Annotated in this window: 18 protein-coding genes and 1 other RNA gene; 3 read left to right on the plus strand and 16 right to left on the minus strand. The window is 45.7% G+C overall.

What is annotated here, in order from left to right; translation table 11 throughout:
• Positions 1–397 precede the first annotated feature (397 nt).
• The 14 genes from C8268_RS20770 to rpoE form a co-directional block, all read right to left on the minus strand.
• Positions 398–661: a pro-sigmaK processing inhibitor BofA family protein gene (locus C8268_RS20770; RefSeq protein WP_106769458.1), complete on the minus strand. Its 264-nt coding sequence runs from the start codon at positions 659–661 to the stop codon at positions 398–400.
• A gap of 47 nt (positions 662–708) precedes the next feature.
• The gene (locus C8268_RS20775) at positions 709–999 is read right to left on the minus strand and encodes a DUF2508 family protein (RefSeq protein ID WP_106769460.1); all 291 of its coding nucleotides are present in this window, start codon (positions 997–999) and stop codon (positions 709–711) included.
• Between the two features lie 157 nt (positions 1000–1156).
• A complete protein-coding gene (recR, locus tag C8268_RS20780) occupies positions 1157–1753 on the minus strand; it encodes a recombination mediator RecR (protein ID WP_106769462.1) in 597 nt (198 codons plus the stop codon).
• Positions 1754–1780: 27 nt separating this feature from the next.
• Positions 1781–2092, minus strand: a complete 312-nt coding sequence (locus tag C8268_RS20785) for a YbaB/EbfC family nucleoid-associated protein (protein ID WP_106769463.1) — start codon at positions 2090–2092, stop codon at positions 1781–1783.
• A 38-nt stretch (positions 2093–2130) separates the two neighbouring features.
• Positions 2131–3858, minus strand: a complete 1728-nt coding sequence (dnaX, locus tag C8268_RS20790; RefSeq protein WP_106769464.1) for a DNA polymerase III subunit gamma/tau — start codon at positions 3856–3858, stop codon at positions 2131–2133.
• Positions 3859–4254: 396 nt separating this feature from the next.
• Positions 4255–4521, minus strand: an RNA gene (gene ffs / locus C8268_RS20795) — signal recognition particle sRNA large type.
• Between the two features lie 164 nt (positions 4522–4685).
• Positions 4686–4883, minus strand: a complete 198-nt coding sequence (rpmE, locus tag C8268_RS20800) for a 50S ribosomal protein L31 (RefSeq protein ID WP_106769465.1) — start codon at positions 4881–4883, stop codon at positions 4686–4688.
• A 149-nt stretch (positions 4884–5032) separates the two neighbouring features.
• On the minus strand, positions 5033–6313 hold the full coding sequence (locus C8268_RS20805; protein ID WP_106769466.1) for a radical SAM family protein: 1281 nt from the start codon (positions 6311–6313) through the stop codon (positions 5033–5035).
• Between the two features lie 36 nt (positions 6314–6349).
• Complete coding sequence (rho, locus tag C8268_RS20810) at positions 6350–7681, minus strand: transcription termination factor Rho (RefSeq protein WP_106769467.1); 1332 nt, start codon at positions 7679–7681, stop codon at positions 6350–6352.
• Between the two features lie 145 nt (positions 7682–7826).
• On the minus strand, positions 7827–9086 hold the full coding sequence (locus C8268_RS20815; protein WP_106769468.1) for a UDP-N-acetylglucosamine 1-carboxyvinyltransferase: 1260 nt from the start codon (positions 9084–9086) through the stop codon (positions 7827–7829).
• A gap of 307 nt (positions 9087–9393) precedes the next feature.
• Positions 9394–10248 (minus strand): class II fructose-1,6-bisphosphate aldolase, encoded by an 855-nt coding sequence (fba, locus tag C8268_RS20820; RefSeq protein ID WP_106769469.1) that lies wholly within the window; start codon positions 10246–10248, stop codon positions 9394–9396.
• 244 nt (positions 10249–10492) lie between these two features.
• The gene (locus C8268_RS20825; protein WP_106769470.1) at positions 10493–10876 is read right to left on the minus strand and encodes a response regulator; all 384 of its coding nucleotides are present in this window, start codon (positions 10874–10876) and stop codon (positions 10493–10495) included.
• 282 nt (positions 10877–11158) lie between these two features.
• On the minus strand, positions 11159–12754 hold the full coding sequence (locus C8268_RS20830) for a CTP synthase (RefSeq protein WP_106769471.1): 1596 nt from the start codon (positions 12752–12754) through the stop codon (positions 11159–11161).
• A gap of 417 nt (positions 12755–13171) precedes the next feature.
• Positions 13172–13726, minus strand: a complete 555-nt coding sequence (gene rpoE, locus C8268_RS20835; protein WP_106769472.1) for a DNA-directed RNA polymerase subunit delta — start codon at positions 13724–13726, stop codon at positions 13172–13174.
• 461 nt (positions 13727–14187) lie between these two features.
• Here rpoE and C8268_RS20840 point away from each other — a divergent pair, with 461 nt between their 5' ends.
• Positions 14188–15345 (plus strand): S8 family peptidase, encoded by a 1158-nt coding sequence (locus C8268_RS20840; protein ID WP_106769473.1) that lies wholly within the window; start codon positions 14188–14190, stop codon positions 15343–15345.
• A 207-nt stretch (positions 15346–15552) separates the two neighbouring features.
• Here C8268_RS20840 and argS read toward each other — a convergent pair whose 3' ends face one another.
• Together argS and C8268_RS20850 are read right to left on the minus strand one after the other, a co-directional pair.
• Positions 15553–17232, minus strand: a complete 1680-nt coding sequence (argS, locus tag C8268_RS20845; RefSeq protein WP_106769474.1) for an arginine--tRNA ligase — start codon at positions 17230–17232, stop codon at positions 15553–15555.
• A complete protein-coding gene (locus C8268_RS20850) occupies positions 17229–17654 on the minus strand; it encodes a YwiB family protein (RefSeq protein ID WP_106769475.1) in 426 nt (141 codons plus the stop codon). The genes argS and C8268_RS20850 overlap by 4 nt, the downstream gene beginning before the upstream one ends.
• 506 nt (positions 17655–18160) lie before the next feature.
• On the opposite strand from C8268_RS20850, the gene C8268_RS20855 reads away from it, so the two are divergent.
• Positions 18161–18487, plus strand: a complete 327-nt coding sequence (locus C8268_RS20855) for a helix-turn-helix domain-containing protein (protein WP_158702676.1) — start codon at positions 18161–18163, stop codon at positions 18485–18487.
• A 38-nt stretch (positions 18488–18525) separates the two neighbouring features.
• Entirely contained in the window at positions 18526–19422 is an 897-nt protein-coding gene (locus C8268_RS20860; RefSeq protein ID WP_158702677.1) for an IS3 family transposase, read from the plus strand.
• Positions 19423–19465: the final 43 nt, after the last annotated feature.

Raw genomic sequence — 19465 nt, forward strand, 5'->3', positions numbered from 1 at the left:
TTTTTAAAGTGCAAGCACCTTAAAAACTCCGCTCGACTTGCATGTATTAGGCACGCCGCCAGCGTTCGTCCTGAGCCAGGATCAAACTCTCCAATAAATTGAAAGAGCGATTAGCTCATTATAGAAAAACTGACGAGAATTTTACTTCTCTATGATCTTGCTAATGCAAGATCGGTTTAACTCACTCGTTGTTCAGTTTTCAAAGATCAATACTACTTTTTTCGTCTTCGCCATATCTCAGCGGCGACCTTTATAATATATCATAGTATCTTATTTCCGGTCAAGAGTTTTTTTAAATCTTTTTCAATCAATTTCTCTCAACCATCTCTTTTTTTCAATCACCCTATTCAAACGGGCGAAGAATAATATATCATGGATAACCATATGGCGTCAACCACTATATTAAAATTAATTTCAGACCGAGCAGCAGTCCAACACCTGGAGCACCAAGAACCATCACCGTGCCTATCGTCATAGGGTTAAGCGGAATATAGGTGTCAGCCGAAAAACCCGAAAAATTGACTATGTAAATCACTATTGCTGAAAGTACCAAGTGAGCACCAAAAGCAGTAAGCCAACTCAGGCCCAACTTCTTTTTAAAAACAATAATCACAAGCAGCAGAAGTGATATGAACAGGACTCCAGCTACTATGAATTTCATGGCCATCCCTCCGATTTAGGTGATCTGCGTCGTGATTCATGCTACTGTTATTCCCCGTTTTGCCGTTTTCTTATTTCTTCACGCATATGATTACTGTTCAACTTCAACTCTTTGGCTTGTTTCAGATTCATCTGATATTTCCGCTCAGCAGCCTCTAACACGTAAATCGCATAATCAATCTGGTCTTGTCCGATAGCTTCCTGAAACATTAGATGCGCTCGTTCCCATTCCATCTGAGATTTCTGTACATCCAAAAATACATTCCACATTTTTTCTTGATCTTCAGCGGTGATCGCTGGTTCCTGGTCGGCCTTCGCAGACTTATTCCACCAAATCATATGAATCTTCCTCCCATATATGTATTACCGGAGCATTTACGAAAACACTGCCTGTAACATACATATCAAGAGAAGGACAAACTTAGAACAAAAAAAGGAGCCCCAAGGACTCCTTTTACTTCTAATCAATTCATTTAATATGTGCAAAAACCTTCAATTAAAGCTCTCTTCGGCCTTCTAAGGCCTTGGACAGCGTCACTTCATCCGCATACTCCAGATCCCCGCCTACCGGCAAACCATGAGCTATACGAGTAACTCTGATTTCGAAGGGGCGAACCAGCCGTGAAATGTACATTGCGGTGGCTTCGCCTTCAATATTCGGATTAGTTGCTAAAATAAGTTCCTTTACCCGTTCGTCGCTAAGCCGGGTAAGCAGCTCTTTCAGCCGGATTTCTTCAGGGCCAATCCCCTCCATTGGAGAGATGGCTCCATGGAGTACGTGATAGTACCCATCAAACTCCTTGGTGCGTTCCATCGCCACAAGATCCTTGGCATCTTGAACCACACAAATGACCGATGAATCCCGGGTTTTATCCTGACAAATACGGCAAGGATCGGTATCGGTAATATTACAGCAAACCGAGCAGTAATGAAGATTGCGTTTTACACTGACCAGCGCTTTGGCAAAATCAATGACGTCATCTTCCTCCATATTAAGGACATGAAAAGCCAGGCGGGCAGCCGTTTTCGGCCCCACACCCGGCAATCTTGTAAATGCATCGATCAGCTTCGCGATCGGTTCGGGATAGTACAAGTCTAAACTACTCCTTCTGCCTCTAAATTAGAACAAGCCAGGAATTTTCATACCGCCCGTAAATTTGCCCATATCGGCGTTGGCAAGTTCCTCAGCTTTTGCAAGTGCATCATTGACTGCCGTCATAACGAGGTCCTGCAGCATTTCAACATCGTCCGGATCTACAGCCTCAGGCTTGATGTTAATAGCCTGCACTTGTTTGTGACCGTTGACTTGAACGGTAACTACCCCTCCGCCCGAAGTCCCTTCAACTGTTTTAGTGCCAAGCTCTTCTTGAGCCTTTAGCATTTGCTCTTGCATTTTTTTAACTTGCTTCATCATTTGGTTCATATTATTCATAAGTTTATCTCTCCTTTGTGGAATGCACGAAAAACGTGCTAGTCTTTTATGACAACGAGGTCTTCACCAAATAATTGGATCGCCTCATCAATCCATGGCTTCTCCCCGCCAGCTGCTTCAGCTTCTTCGTGCTCAAGCTTCAATTCCTCCGCCTGAGGCTTGCCAGCCCCTTCAATCGCTTCATTCCAGTCCCGAAGCATCATGGTCACCAGTCGGTAAGGACTACCGAGCTGAGATTCCAGCACTCCCTCGATCACTTGCTTATTGGCAGGCTTCTCGGTTGTTTCGCGGTGGATATTATTTTTGAAAGCAACTAAAACATTATCTTCCCATACGGATACAGGTTCTCCATCCATAAACCAGGCATGAACGGTGATCTTTTCCTCTTTCACGCTTTGAAGGATTTGGCCCCACTGCCGCTGTACATTTAAAAATGCCTCATCGTTTCTCGACGCCACATACCGGTCCATATGCTGTGGCTTCCTAGCGGTTGATGCAATTTGAGGGGCAGGGGTCCGGGGAGCTGGTTTCGTATCACGACCTGCTGCAGGCACACCTTTTTGCAAAATACGCTCTAGTTTTTTCTCAAGCGAAGCTACCTGCTGTCGCAAACGGTTAAGCTCACCTGCATCGGCGGCCTTTCCCGCTGAAACTTCCTGTCCAGACATATCGCCGGCTTTTTGCGGTATTCCGCACAGCTTAAGCAAAGCCACTTCAAACAATGTTTGTGGCTGCGAAGCATACTTCATATCGCTCTGGTAACGATTAAGTGTATCGATCATCCGGAACAACTCTTCTTTGGAAAAAGCCTCCGCCATCTCCTTGAAGTCAGCAGGATTCAGTACGCGATCGGTTAATTTGTCGGCTTCCGGAACCATTTTGATCATAAGTAAATCACGGAAGTAATACAGCAGGTTTTCCATGCATTTATCCGCACTTTTGCCTTCTTGCATAAATTGCTCCACAATCTGAAGCACCAGCCCCGCATCTGCCTGCTTAATCGCGGTAGCCAAGCGGCCAAACTGCTCGGAAGGGATGCCCCCTGTCATGTCCAAGACCTGTTGATAGGACACTTTGCCTCCCGTAAAGGAAGCAATTTGGTCTAAAATGCTTAACGCATCACGCATTCCACCATCAGACAACCGTGAAATATACTGTAAAGCAGCTGGCTCGGCGGCAATTCCTTCCTCTGAGCATATTCGCTCCAAACGCTCACTCTGCTCTTCCAGGGAAACCCTTCGAAAATCAAAACGCTGACAACGTGATATGATCGTAGCCGGCAATTTATGCGGCTCGGTAGTAGCTAGTATAAACATCACATGTGCCGGTGGTTCTTCCAGCGTCTTCAGCAATGCATTAAACGCCTCCGTAGTCAGCATGTGTACTTCATCAATGATGTAAACTTTACGCCGCACCTCAGTAGGTACGTACTTCACTTTTTCCCGTAAATCGCGGATTTCCTCAACGCCGCGGTTAGATGCCGCGTCAATCTCCTGAACGTCCATAACAGCACCGGTCGTAATTCTCCGGCATGCTTCACATTCATTGCATGGCTCCTCAGCCGGCCCATTCTCACAGTTCACGGCTTTAGCCAAAATTTTAGCAGCACTGGTCTTGCCTGTACCACGCGGACCGCTGAACAGGTATGCATGAGAGACTCGCTGCTCGCGGATCGCGTTCTGCAAGGTCTGGATGATATGCCGTTGACCTACCATATCCTGAAAAGACTGAGGCCGCCAAGCACGATATAACGCAATATGTTCCACTCTGCTTACCCTCTTTCAACAACTTCCACTTTTGCAACTAAGAACCGCTTTTCCAGATATAAGTTAACATAACACTCAACAGTTCGCCATTCCCTTATATCTAAGGTGAAAGCAGCCTCATCGCTTATGACTGACCATGCTTTCGCTGTCACGCAAAAAGCTAAGATTCAAGTATCGTCATTCGTCATTTACTTGCTTCGATTTCAAAACAAGCTTCCCCATCACCTAATGGATTAGGAACCATACATCAAAAAAAGCTTTTCTTATTATACTACATTCTATACTAATTTCCCCAGCCCAGCAAAACGTTTACGCTGAAAAAATCAGGGACCTTTATTCATGAAAAAAAGCACCCCTGTCCAAAGTGGAAGAGATGCTTGTTTACTCTTATGTATACCGTGCACCCGTTATTGATAATTGTGATCCGAGCGGCAACCCTGAGCAACAACTCGGGCTAGGCACCCCTCCGGCACAAAAGCGGGCCTGCTTATGGCTGCTTCCTTCCGGACCTGACCAGGTTCACAGGTGCTCATTGCGGAGGACCCAGCCGTCAACATCGAGCGCAGGGACCAGCCTCACATCAACAATACCTCTAACAGGAATTCAACCTCGCTACAGCGGATTGCGAGTTACAGGGCACCGCTACCTCCCCGTCTAGCACGGCGAAATTAAGTATATCGTATATATGTCCAAAATGCAACCAAGGGAAGAACTTGGCGAGCGTTCCAGAAGCATCGGTCAGCGGCCAATAACGATAAAAACTTTTAAAATAATTTTTATGGGTTAAAAACAAAAAACCCCTCGCGCTATAACGAAGGGTCTGATGATTACATACCATATTTCTTTTTAAATCTATCGACACGGCCACCGGCATCCACAAACTTCTGCTTCCCAGTGAAGAACGGATGGCAGTTGGAGCAGATCTCTACGCGAAGGTCCGGCTTTACGGAACCTGTTTCAAACGTGTTACCGCACGCGCAAGTTACCGTGGTAACATGATATTTCGGTTGAATATCTTGTTTCATTAGACTTTCACCTCTTTCCGCCCTGAGCCTCATGCGGACCCAGAGTAAAATGGACACATAAAAAAATATATCACGGGGACATTAAATGTGCAATAGTCCACCGAAAAACAGCATCAGAAACTTATATCCATTTGATCATACTCGCGAAATCATCTGGAAATAGACGGTTTCTTCTTAGGCCGTCTCATCTCAAGTGGCGGTACATGTGTATAAGATCCAATAACGACATCCGGCAATTCTGCCTGAAAAATCTCGATCATCTGCTTCATACCGACAATTTCGCCTTGCGCAGGTGGAATCAGCTCAAGATAGCTCTCCGGATCAATATTCAAATTTCGAAGCTGAATCAGTCGAAGACCTGTACGGCGAGCGAACTCGATCATCGCCTCAACCTCTTCCTCGCGATCCGTAACACCCGGGAAGATTAAGTAGTTAATGGAAGTGTACACACCCTGATCTGTTGCGTAACGCAGCGATTTCTCGACGTTGCCTAGGTTATAGCCCCGCGGTTTGTAATATGCATTGTAATGATCATCAAGCGCGCTGATCGTGCTGACACGCATTAGATCAAGCCCGGCGTCCACAATACCGCGGATATGATCGGTTAATCCTGCATTAGTATTAATATTGATGTACCCCATATCGGTAATCGAACGAACTTCACGTATGGCTTCAATGATGATCTTCGCTTGGGTAGAAGGCTCGCCTTCACAGCCTTGCCCGAAGCTGATGATCGACTCGGGTGTCTTTAAATGCTCCAGCATAATTTGCACCAATTCATCCGTTCGCGGACGAAAGTTCATTCGGGTCTGGGGAGATACAAAGCCGCTGTCATCCGGTTGTTCTGAAATACATCCGAAACACCCGGCATTACAAGAATAAGACACCGGAACAGCGCCTTCCCAGCGGTTCAAAAACGTATTGGATGCCGTCAGACATTCATAGCTAAGCGCGCAGTGGGAAAGATGTTCATAAAGCCGATTCTCGGGATATTTTTCGGTTAATTTCTTAACGCCAAGCTCCAGCTCTTTTAGATCACAATTAACAGGATTCCACTTTTCTGGATCATCCGTTAAACGGGCTGCTGTATAGAAACCTCCATCCTTCCATACAACAGCACTATATCCGAACAACGGAAGCTTATACTCTTTATCCGTCTTTACATACCCAGGAAGACACAGACGTGTATAGCCTTGAGGCAAAAGAGCACCTACAGCTGTTCCGTTACCCGGCAGTGCCGACATCTCACCCGTTTCCGGATTCATGCCGATTGCACGAGTGTTTGGCAATGCCACCAAAGTAGCGCCTTCCGGCATCGGAATCAATTCATCCTCCAATATTTCAACGATCATATCCCCGCTTCGGGCAAGCCCAAACAGCTCGGAATGATCATAGACATTACCTTGCTCATCTGCATAAACCAAATACATGTCGTTCTCCTATTCTACGGTTAGTTCTTAAACATTTCAGCTTTGTGTAGCTGAAGCTGTCGAAGTTCGCGCGGAGCGTCTGGCTGGCTGACTTGATGCTGACGAACCGTTGGTGCTATTCCCACCGTTCACATCGAACGAAGCAAGGAACTCGGCGTTGGTCTTGCAATCACGCATTTTTTTAAGGAATCCTTCTACAAAATCAGCAGAGTCATTCATACTTTTACGGATCGCCCATATAGTGTCCAATTCTTCCTTATTTAAAAGCACTTCTTCACGCCGCGTGCCAGACCGCCGAATGTCGATCGCCGGGAAAATACGTCGTTCTGCAAATCTGCGATCCAGATGCAACTCCATGTTACCGGTTCCTTTGAACTCCTCATAGATGATATCGTCCATTCTCGAACCTGTGTCAACCAACGCTGTTGCCAAGATCGTCAGGCTACCGCCTTCCTCCACATTCCGTGCTGAACCAAAAAAGCGCTTTGGTCGATGAAATGCTGCAGGGTCTATACCACCGCTAAGCGTTCTTCCAGAAGGCGGGATGACCAAGTTATATGCCCGTGCCAACCGTGTAATACTGTCCAGCAAGATGACAACATCCTTTTTATGCTCAACCAACCTTAATGCGCGCTCCAAAACCAGTTCCGCAACCTTGATATGGTTCTCTGGCAACTCATCGAATGTCGATGCAACCACTTCACCTTTTACAGAGCGCTGCATATCGGTTACTTCTTCAGGGCGTTCATCAATGAGCAGTACAAACAGGTCAATTTCGGGATAATTGGTTGAGATACTGTTGGCAATTTCTTTCAGGAGGAGCGTTTTTCCCGCTTTTGGCGGAGCTACAATCAAGCCGCGCTGCCCCATACCTACAGGAGCAAGCAAGTCCATAATTCGGGTAGACAACTGATTAGGGGATGTTTCTAACACTAATTTATCTTGCGGATAAAGAGGAGTCAGGGCCGGGAAATGCAAGCGTTCCGCTGCATTCGCAGGATTCTCACCGTTTACGGCATTCACCTGCAACAAACCGAAATACCGCTCATTCTCTTTAGGAGCTCTGCACTTACCAGAGACCAGATCTCCTGTTCTCAAATCAAACTTACGTATTTGAGATGCAGAAATATAGATGTCTTCGGTGCTAGGGAGATAATTAATCGGTCTCAAAAAGCCATATCCCTCCGGCAATACCTCAAGCACACCTTCCATGAACATCAGGCCGCTCTGCTCTGCCTGTGCTCGAAGGATAGCAAATATCAATTCTTTTTTCTTCAAGTGACCATAATACGGTATTTGGTATTTTTTAGCCAACTTATACAAATCCGTTAGCTTCATACCTTCCAAATCGGCAATTTGTAAGTCCATTCAAAAACCACCTATTCAATTTTAATTCTGGATCAGGCTTTTCAGCCGTTTAAATATAAGTCTATAAATCTATGATTGCATCACTAGTTTAGGATTACCCAATTCAGAGGGGGATATGCAGTACCCCCATGAATTTTGCCTGGGCCTAACCTTCCTCTGTCTCCCGCCACACATCGGCGCCAAGCTGCCGAAGATTAGTAACCAGATGATCGTAACCGCGATCAATAAACTCCACGCCGCTTACTTCAGTAACGCCTTCCGGAACCGTCAGCCCGGCGATGACAAGTGCTGCACCTGCACGAAGATCAGTAGCCTTGACTTTGGCTGCATTGAGCCTTCCACCGTTAATAATGGCAGAACGCCCTTCAACACGAATCTTCGCACCCATACGTGCCAATTCCGGCACATGTTTAAAACGATTACTGTATACAAAATCAGTAAGCACACTGACACCTTCCGCCTGTGTGAGCAAGCTGGTCATAGGAGATTGAAGATCCGTTGCAAATCCAGGATAGACGAGCGCCTTCACATCCACATGCTCATACCGCTCTTTCCCGATTACCCGAATGCTTTCATCCAGTTCTTCAATGCCAACGCCCATCTCCAGCAGCTTAGCAGTAAGAGCTTCCAGATGCTTGGGAATAACATTGTCAATAACGACATTACCACGAGTCGCTGCAGCGGCGATCATATAGGTCCCAGCTTGAATCCGGTCAGGAATAATGGAGTGACGGCAGCCATGCAATGAAGAAACACCTTCAATTCGAATGGTTTCCGTACCAGCGCCCTTAATAACAGCTCCCATGGAGTTTAACAAAGTAGCAACATCTATAATTTCAGGCTCTTTAGCCGCATTTTCAATAATTGTAGAGCCTTTGGCTTTGGCAGCCGCCAGCATAATATTAATCGTCGCCCCGACACTGCTTACATCCAGGTAAATCTTTGCACCCCTTAGTTCTTTTGCATGCAAATGAATAGCGCCATGTTCATTGGTCACGGTCGCGCCAAGCGCTTCAAACCCTTTAATATGCTGGTCGATGGGACGAGGTTCAAAATTACAGCCGCCCGGCAGACCGATAACGGCTTCGTTAAATCTTCCGAGCAATGCACCCATCATGTAATATGAAGCCCGTAGCTTCTTAACAGCCCCATTCGGCATCGGAATCGATTTAATTTTGGAAGGATCGATTTTCATCTGATTATCTTCCCATACAACTTGTGCGCCCAGTTCTTCCAATATTTCAGCATATACAGCTACATCACTTAAAAGCGGCAAGTTGTCGAGTACGACTTCCGTGTCCGCCAAGATCGCCGCAGGTATTAATGCAATCGCACTGTTCTTGGCACCACTGATTGTGACCGTACCCTGTAATGGACGTCCACCGCTGATCATCAATTTTTCCATAAGCTCAAGGGTCCCCCTACATCACTTTGCAGCCGATAATGTTTCATAATTGGCAGTATTTTGGGTTTTATAACAAGTGACAAAAGATATTTTTCGTCTGTTGACGGGCTTTGTCAATAAGAGAAGAAGAAAAAAGAGAACTATGGCCTTTACGACACAGAAATTAAAAATGGAAAAACACCGGCTTTGCGGCGGTGTACTTTCCATCCCAAATTTATGGAATTGGACAGCCCGGGATAGGGCTGCCCTGATTATATGTTTAATCAAAAACAAGTGACTTTACTAGAAAAGGCTCATTAAAAATGAATTAAGCTTTGTTGTTGGAGCCAAATTCGCGGATTTTGCCGATAACCGTTTGTTTGATTGCTTCACGGCCTGGCTTGAGGAATGTACGCGGATCGTAAGCTTCTGGCTTCTCTGCAAGCACTTCACGAACAGCTTTCGTAAATGAAATCTGGTTCTCCGTGTTCACGTTGATCTTGGAAGTTCCAAGGGAAATTGCTTTTTGGATGTCATGATTCGGGATACCTGTTCCGCCATGAAGAACGAGAGGAATTTTAACCGCATCACGGATTTCTTCCATTTCTTTAAAACCAAGGTTAGGCTCACCTTTGTATGGTCCGTGTACCGAACCCAGTGCAGGCGCCAAAGTATCGATACCAGTCTCATTTACGATACGGATACATTCATCCAACTTCGCATACATAACGTCACCGATCACGTCATCTTCCTGACCGCCAACGGTACCAACTTCCGCTTCAACAGAAACGCCTCTAGCATGTGCGTACTCAACCACTTGTTTCGTAGTTTCAATGTTAGTATCAATTGGGCTGTGAGAATCATCGATCATAACAGAAGTAAATCCTGCGTCAATCGCTTCCTTACATTTCTCTATGCTTGAACCATGGTCCAAGTGAATAGCTACTGGTACAGTCGTTTTCAAGTCTTCCATAAGACCCTGCACCATTTTTACAACTGTATTAAAACCGCCCATGTAACGTGCTGCACCTTCAGATACACCAAGAATTACCGGCGACTTTTCTTCTTCTGCCGCTTCAAGAATTGCATGTGTCCACTCGAGGTTATTGATATTGAACTGTCCTACTGCGTATTTCCCTTCGAGGGCTTTGTTAAGCATGTCTTTCATTGATACTAATGGCATGGTCCCATCCTCCTATAGTCGATATGTCTAGTATATGTAGCCGCGATCTTATACCTTAGTATTATACCACATCGCGTAATAAATACTAAACAAGCAAATGACAAAAAGCTATGCTCCCTCTCACACTAACTAAAAGAAAAGATAGCGCCATTTCTTCAAGAATTATATAAGATGATTTATGTAGAACGTAAAAAACATAATCCTCCCAAAAAAGAATTCTGTCTCATTACACAGAATTCATACCTTAGCTGCACGTATTTGTTTTATTTTTGAGCTGCATATTCACGGCTAGGCGCATTTCGTCAATATCAAACGGTTTGGTAAAATGCATAAGAGCACCAAGATCTGTCGCTTCCTTGATCATGTCGAGCTCACCATACGCTGTCATCATAATAACCTTAATATCAGGATTCATCTGTTTGATATGCTTTAATATTTCAAGTCCATCCATTCCGGGAATCTTCATGTCCAGCAATACTAAATCCGGCTCTTGCTTTCTCACAATATCAAGCGCTATCTTGCCGTTTGCAGCCTGGTATGTCTCATACCCCTCACTGCTAAAAACCTCCATCAGCAAAATACGTATTCCGTTCTGATCATCTACAATCAACACTTTATGTTTACTCATGCAACAACCTCCCTATATAAAGATCAGTGTTATATATATCAAACGGAAGAAAAGTTCCTAACATTCCATGAACTAACCATTACTTGTATTCGCCTGACAATAGCAAATTCCTTCCTTATATCGGAAAAATAACGAAAAATATGTTTTCTTCCGCAAGGAAATGAAAATTTAAATGGATGCCCCTTTCGTCTTTTCAAAAAAATAAAGCCCCCCGAAAAAGGGAGGCTTTAATGAAAAATGCAGCGCCTTGTGAAAAAGGAGGGCGCTAGCGTTTCTTCTTGACTAAGACCGGTGCTTTATCGAAGCTTTGACAAACTCACGGAACAGCGGCTGTGGACGATTCGGACGCGATTTGAATTCCGGATGGAATTGAACCGCAAGGAACCAAGGGTGTCCTGGAAGCTCCACGATTTCCACCAATCTGCCGTCTGGAGAAGTACCGGAAACGCGCAGACCAGCTTCTTCAATCTGTTCGCGGTACTGGTTATTGAACTCATACCGATGACGATGTCTCTCATATACAAGCTCATCATTATAGCAAGACATAGCCAAAGAGCCTGGTACCAGCTTACATGGATACAAACCAAGACGCATAGTACCGCCCAGGTCTTCCACGTCCTTCTGCTCTGGCAGAAGATCAATGACAGGATATTCTGTTGCAGGATTGATTTCAGAGCTATTAGCGCCCTCCATACCAATCACCGCACGTGCATATTCAATAACAGATACCTGCATGCCAAGGCAAATTCCGAAGAATGGAATATTCTGCTCGCGAGCGTAACGAATGGCTGTGATTTTACCTTCAATACCGCGATCACCAAAGCCGCCTGGTACAAGGATACCGCCGATTCCACCCAACATTTGCTCCACATTGCTCTCGGTAATCTCTTCTGCATTCACCCAGCGGATCTTCACTTCTGCATTTGCATCGAATCCAGCATGGGATAACGATTCAACCACGCTGAGGTAAGCATCGTGCAAGGCAACATACTTTCCTACAATGGCAATTTCAACGGTTTTCTCCAGCTTGGATACACGGTCCACAAGGGCTTCCCACTCTGTCATATCCGGCTGTGGTGTATCCAGCTTCAAATGGCTTACTACAATTTCGTCAAGACCTTCTTCACGCAGGTTCAGAGGGATTTCATAAAGCGTAGATGCATCTCGACATTCTACAACCGCATCAGCATCAATATCACAGAAAAGAGCGATTTTTGCTTTCATCTCCGTAGAAAGTTCATGCTCGGTCCGGCATACGATCACGTTCGGCTGAATGCCGATGCTGCGAAGTTCTTTTACACTGTGCTGGGTCGGCTTCGTCTTCACTTCGCCAGCTGCTTTAATATACGGAATAAGCGTTACGTGAATATACATTACGTTATCACGACCGACTTCGCTCTTGAATTGACGGATCGCTTCAAGAAACGGAAGGCTCTCAATATCCCCGACAGTACCGCCGATTTCTGTAATAACAACATCTGCTTCGCGTCCAGCGCGGAATACGCGCTCCTTGATTTCATTCGTAATATGGGGGATAACTTGAACAGTACCGCCCAAGTACTCACCACGACGCTCCTTGCTAATAACGGAGGAATATACTTTACCGGTCGTGACATTGCTGTTCTTCGACAGATTAATATCAATAAACCGCTCATAGTGTCCAAGATCAAGATCCGTTTCGGCACCATCATCAGTTACAAACACTTCGCCATGCTGATAAGGACTCATCGTACCCGGGTCTATATTAATGTAAGGATCAAATTTCTGGATCGTTACCTTAAGTCCTCTATTCTTCAACAGTCTGCCGAGCGAAGCTGCGGTAATCCCTTTGCCCAAGGAAGACACAACTCCACCTGTTACGAAAATATACTTTGTCACAGTAAAAACCCTCCTAAATAAATTCGAAAATCAGGCGACATATGATGTTTATAGTTACCTTTTTTACTTCTGATTCATCATCAAACAGCGATAAAAATGAACGGTGCCCGCTTCCATGATAAAAAAGCGAGCCGACCGATTAACATATGACTTGTATTTTGGTGAATCATAAGCCTATAAGCTAGAAGCTTCAGACCTGCAACTTTAGAAACAACAATTGCATCAATTCCCTAATACAAACAAAAAAAGTGACCCCGAAAAGTAACGGGGCACTTTTATAATTCACTATATTTAAGCACTTAAATCATAAGCCCAAGCAATAGTTTACTCTGTGCCTTGTCTCCTTGTCAAGAGAAGAACCAGCCCTAAACCGGCTTAAAGCAAGGGCAAAAAATGACAGAATGAAAAGCAGCCTGATTAACGGTCAAGATCGCTGTCTTCATCCTCGTCTAAACCGTCTTCATCCTCATCCAGGTTGTCCTCATCTTCCAAGTCATCATCGTCAAGAACAACTTCTTCATCGACTTCTTCATCGGCATCGTCATCATCGGAATAAATATCCTCAGAATCCTCATCCACGCTGTCATAATCTTCTTCCGGTTCATCCACAGCGTATGTTTCTTCCTCGTCTACGAACTCATCTTCCTCATCATCCTCGTCATTAATGATCCGCGGACGCTTCGAATTTGCTACAGGATCATCGGAACGCTCTAGAGGATACCAGCGCTTCAGGCCCCACAAATTAGTGCCAACGCAGGCAAAACGCCCATCGATATTAATCTCGGTATATAACTGAGCAATCGTTTCGTTAATTTCTGCTTCTGTAAAACCGCGAAGCTTGGCCACTTCGTTCATCAAGTCACGGTAGTAATACGGCGTATTTGCCGTTTTGAGTACCAAAAAAGCCAGGTCCACCATTGGGATTTCCTGAATCTTTTCTGGGTCGATTTTTAAATTGAGCGGATTACTCACTAACGTACACTTCCTCTCACGCAATCTTCGCCTTACATGACCATCATAATCTCAACATTTCCATTATCAAAAATAAGTAAAACCTATTTAGACTTAAAAATCAAGTTTTTATCAAACTCTTTATTCGTACCCGCATAATCGGCTTTAGCAATCGAACTTATGCTTCCCAAGTATTCAAAAAAAGCCAAGCAAGAAATTAAGTCCCACTTGGCTTACCTTTTTGGAAAAAGGCGAAAGAGAAACTCCTTTCGCCTTCTGACTGTATCCGCCCCAAGGATTACATCCTTACGGGATGGGTGAAAGAACTTCAAAGTTCCCTCTGTCTATATTATGTTCGCCATAAGCGATTGACACGTCGAACAGGGCCTATTTCCCTGAAAAAAGGGCAGTGTCCCATTCGGGCAATCTCTTCTATTCATACAATACTGCAGCAACGGTTCATCGAAGGGGGATTGTCAGGCATGAACTACACCCGGATTATGCAATCATTGCTTTTGAAGACGGACCCTCTGCAACACGTCCGGGAAGAGAATCGTCGAATCCTGACGTTTCATGATCCCAAGGTCTACTTCGACTGCATTCAAGGATGGCAAGAGTTGTCCAAATCCGCCTTACACATGCAAAATATAAACTATTCCTCACTTGCTCACTCGATTATCGCCTCTTCTTCCCTTACTGCCCAACTCGAATCGGAGTTCAAACATGATATAACCGTGGAAGAAGACCACCGGGTACACATTCGTGCTGTTCCAGGAGGGATTAGCTCCGGTCCGGGAATCCCTTGGGGAATCAAACAGATCAAAGCCCCACAGGCCTGGTCGATCTCAACCGGGCATCGCGTCAAGATCGCAGTTATCGATACTGGCTTGGACTATAGTCATCCTGACCTTCAGCATTCAACGGCCAGAGGAATCAATCTGGTCCACCGAGGCTTACCGCCCTATGATGATAACGGCCACGGTACACATATCTCAGGTACGATCGCAGCTGCTAACAGTGTCCGTGGAATGATCGGAGTTGCTCCACGATCGACCGTTTACCCTATAAAAGCATTCGACCACAACGGATCAGCATTTGTGTCGGATATTGTCATGGGTATTGATTGGTGTGTGAACACCGGCATTAATATTATCAATATGAGCTTCGGCATGCAAAACCGCAGCCGCGCCCTGCTTGATATCGTCACTAAAGCTTATCAAGCCGGTGTCATTATTGTAGCTTCCTCTGGCAACGACGGTAAGCGTCGTTCTGTAGATTATCCAGCTCGCTATACCCAGACCATTTCGGTCGGCGCAACCGACCGAAACCGCAGAATTCCGCCATTCAGCAACCGGGGTCCGTATGTCGATATTTATGCTCCTGGCGACAAAATCATTTCCGCCTGGCTGCATGGTAAATACCATGAGATGAGCGGGACTTCGATGGCAACCTCCCATATCAGCGGAACCATCGCCCTGCTTTTAGCTCAGAGCCCCGGGTTAAAACCCGCGGTGATTAAGTCGCTACTACGACGAACCTCAATGCCGCTGCGAACTCGTAAAGGTCGAACCTCATCCTCTGGCGGTGAAGTCCATACATTAAAGTTTCTGCGTGAAGGATTAAAGCTTAATCCTGTATGATTGATAAATCCATATTCATAGATGATATCCATTTTAAGATGGCAAATAGCCGCCTGCCTGTATTAGGCAAGCGGCTTTTCAGGTTGTTTTGGAACATGTTTTTTCGATTCGCTGATTGATCACCGCCATGCGGCACGACGCCAAGCGTTTGGCAACCTGCGCCCGGTACGAATTCGCTAAGAAAACTGTTCGTAACGACCCGTTCTGTTACATACGTTCCGGGGCTGATACTCCCATAAGGCGCAGCACATTCGATATAACGGTACGAACAGCGCCAAGCAGAGCAAATCTGGCCTGAGTCCGCTCTGCATCCTCTGTAATCACGCGCTCCTCTCTGTAATAACTGTGGAACAGTGAAGCCAGTTCATATACATAGCGAATTAGACGATGGGGTGCAAAGTTTTCAGCAGCAAGTGTCACTTCATGCGGGAACTCGCCGATTTTCCGCAAAATATCATATTCATGCTCCGTTGTAAGAAGACCCAGGTTGATATCCTTCAAAGGAAGGAGCTCAATTCCCTGTTCCTCCGCTTGGCGGAACACACTGCAAATACGTGCATGAGCATACTGCACATAATACACCGGGTTTTCATTAGACGTCGATACAGCAAGATCCATATCGAAGTCAAGATGCGAATCCATACTGCGCATCGTAAAGAAATAACGGATTGCGTCAACGCCCACCTCATCCATTAAGTCTTCCATCGTGACAGCTTTGCCAGTGCGCTTGGACATTTTCACTTTTTCGCCATCCTGGAACAGGCTTACCATTTGGGCGATTAAAACAGTCAGCTTATCCGGGTCATTGCCCAGAGCTTCCATGGCGGCCTTCATCCGCGGGATATATCCATGATGGTCTGCTCCCCAAATATTAATCATACGGTCATATCCACGCTCGTACTTATTGCGGTGATATGCAATGTCCGGCGTCAAGTAAGTGTATGTGCCATCATTTTTAACAAGTACGCGATCCTTGTCATCACCGTAGTCCGTTGTACGCAGCCAGGTGGCCCCATCCTTCTCATACGCCTCGCCTTTAGCCTTCAGCTCTTCAAGCACCTTCTCTACCAATCCTTTTTCATAAAGAGAGGTTTCACTGAACCATTCGTCAAAATGAACGCGGAAACGATTGAGATCGCGCTTGATCTTGTCAAGCTCCTTCTCCAGACCGTATTGACGGAAAAAGACCGTCCGCTCTTCAGAATCAAGGGATAGCAGGGAGTCGCCTTTTTCAGCAACCAGTTCTTTAGCAAATCCTTTGATGTCTTCTCCGTGATAGCCGTCCTCCGGCATCTCAACATCTTGTCCCAACTCTTGCAGATAACGAGCTTCGATCGACTTGCACAGGTTCACGACCTGATTACCGGCATCGTTAATATAATATTCCCGAGTCACTTTGTAACCTGCAAAATCCAATACATTGCAAAGTGCATCGCCGACAGCGGCTCCACGAGCATGCCCCAAATGAAGGCTACCCGTCGGGTTAGCACTGACAAACTCCATCTGGACTTTTTGTCCTTGGCCGATACTTACCCGTCCGTAATTCTCGCCCTCCTGCTGCACGAGTCCGATAACGGGATAGAGATAGCTTTTGTTCAACGTGAAGTTAATAAAGCCTGGACCAGCTATTTCGGCCTTTTCAATCGATGCTTTACCCGTATCCAAGTGCTCCAGAATAGCTTCTGCAATCTGACGCGGGTTCTTCTTGGCAATCCGGGTCAACTGCATCGCAGCATTGGTAGCCAGATCACCGTGCGATTTATCTTTTGGTACTTCCAGCGTGATGGCAGGCAGTTCTTCACGGGATACAATCCCTGCCGCTACGATCGCGTCAGCGACTGCTTCTACAACAAGCTGGTTAATGTTATCAAGTGGATTTAATGTCATGACTCATGAGCCTCCTGAATAGTCAAACTAATTGAAAAGTGTCCTGAAAACTCATCGAACACATACAGATCATACGCCCACGAAGCACTGCCGGACATACCGTTGAGATCGATGTTCAGATACTGCGTGTGCGTAGATAAATGAAAAGAAGTAAAGGGGGAACGGTAAAAGCCCGGTAATTTCCGTCCAAGTCCGAAAGCCTGCTCCGATTGTACTTCACCATGACGTATAATCTTTAGCTCGTCCGCAGTTAGTTTCACAGTCGTGCGAGTTTCTCCTTGGTGCGGCCCCGTCTTTGGTTCTTCATAACGCACATATAGAGCACTCCCTTTGGCAAATACCTCTGCCGGAAGCTGCTGTACCGTATTCTCACCTTCATGAAGGCTCTGAATACAGATCGTTGCCTGTTTGCGGTGTGACATAATACGCTCCTTTTTTCTTACCTATTGTATAACTATATCCAGTATGACACGGCAATTCAATTGAGGATTTCTGCAAATTTTCATAGAAATACAATAGACTAACCATATATTGAACTAAAACAGCTGGTAAATCTATATATAGCATTAGATCTTGTAGTTTTGTAGATAATTATCAAATGGGGGAAATTAGAAAAAGCTTAATCCAAAGGATCAAGCTTTTATCTGTTTTATTATGGCAGGGAAACTACCGTTTCTTGCTGCACTATCGTTGCTTGATCCAGCCTTACTCAAGCCATAAACTTACGGATAGTTATCCATAACACCCTTACTTAGATTATGTAAATTTAATGAAGGAAAGTTTGAGGGTATTATTTCTAAAAACTCGGGCTTAATCAAGCAAGTAAGCAAAAATTAAAGTAAATAAAAGCAAAAGCTCCACGGCCCCCTAATTAAATTGGAGTCCACCCCAACAATATATTATTGTATTTCTAGGGGGGATGAACAGGATGAGACGGTCAAGCAAGTTGTACGAGGAAGTGCGTCTCGAGGTGGTGCGCGAAGCCATGTCCGGGATCAAAGTGGGGGTACTCGCCCGAAAGTACAACCTCCACCCGGAAACAATTCGTACCTGGATTCGAACGTATCGGGATCAAGTAGATATTCACGAACTGCCACCGGCGGATCATCAGTTGCAAGAACTGAAGCGGCTTCAGGTCGTGGAAGAGAAGTACGAAAAAGCGATGAAGATGCTTGGCGAAAAGGAACTTGAAATTGAAATTCTGCGTGAATTGCTAAAAAAGAAGAACCCTGCTTATCCGAAAAATTCGAAATAGCCGACCACTTTATTAAGCAGGGAAATGCAGCAGTCCTTGTGCTGGGCATCTTAGGCCTGGCAGAATCCACTTACTATGAACGCCTCAAACGCTCGAAGCAGCCCGCAGAGACTGCTGGTACCATCAGAAGAGGACGTCCTTGTCCCGGGTACTCCCTTACGCTGCAAGGTCACAAGGTAAGTGACGAGCAGATCAAGGAGTGGCTGCTGGAGCTTGTGGAAGGCGAAGAGCACATCTACGGCTACAAGTTGCTGGCTCAGTGTTTGCGCAATGAGCATGACTTGATACTCGGTAAGTCAAAAGCATATCGTCTCTGCAAGGAGTTAGGCATCCTTCAGCAGCAGCGAAAGCCAACGTCCAAGCACCCGAGGAGACTGGCTCGAAACCGACTCGTCACCGGTCCGAATCAGCTGTGGCAAGCGGACATTAAGTATGGATATGTTGCCGGCCGCGACCGCTTCTTCTTCGTTTTCAGCGTGATCGATGTGTTCGACCGCGTCATTGTCGCCTACTACAGAGGCGCCGTTTGCGAGGCCAAGCATGTGTGTCAGGCTTTAGGACGGGCGATAGAGAGTCGATGGCGACCGGGGAAGGAGATGCCCGCGATCCGCACCGACAACGGTCCTCAGTTTGTGAGTGTGCTGTTCGGCGATACTTGTGAAAGCTGGGGAATGCTCCATGAGCGTATCCCGCCGAAGACACCAAACATGAATGCCTACATCGAGTCGTTCCATAGTTTGATGGAGCGCGACCTATTGACCAAGGAAACATTTGAGACCATGGATGATGCGTATGCCGCCGTTGATCGTTACATGGATTTTTACAACAACCGTAGAATGCATGGCAGTTTGAAACGCAAGGCGCCCATTGTATTCAGCAGTTGGGTGATGCAACAGAAGGAAGAAGATCGGGCCAAGTTCCATCGAACGTTGTAAGAATTTGAAAAAATGAGTGTTCATACGACAAACATTATTTTTA

The sequence above is a fragment of the Paenibacillus faecalis genome (genome assembly GCF_900289175.1).
GTDB lineage: Bacteria > Bacillota > Bacilli > Paenibacillales > Paenibacillaceae > Paenibacillus_AQ > Paenibacillus_AQ faecalis.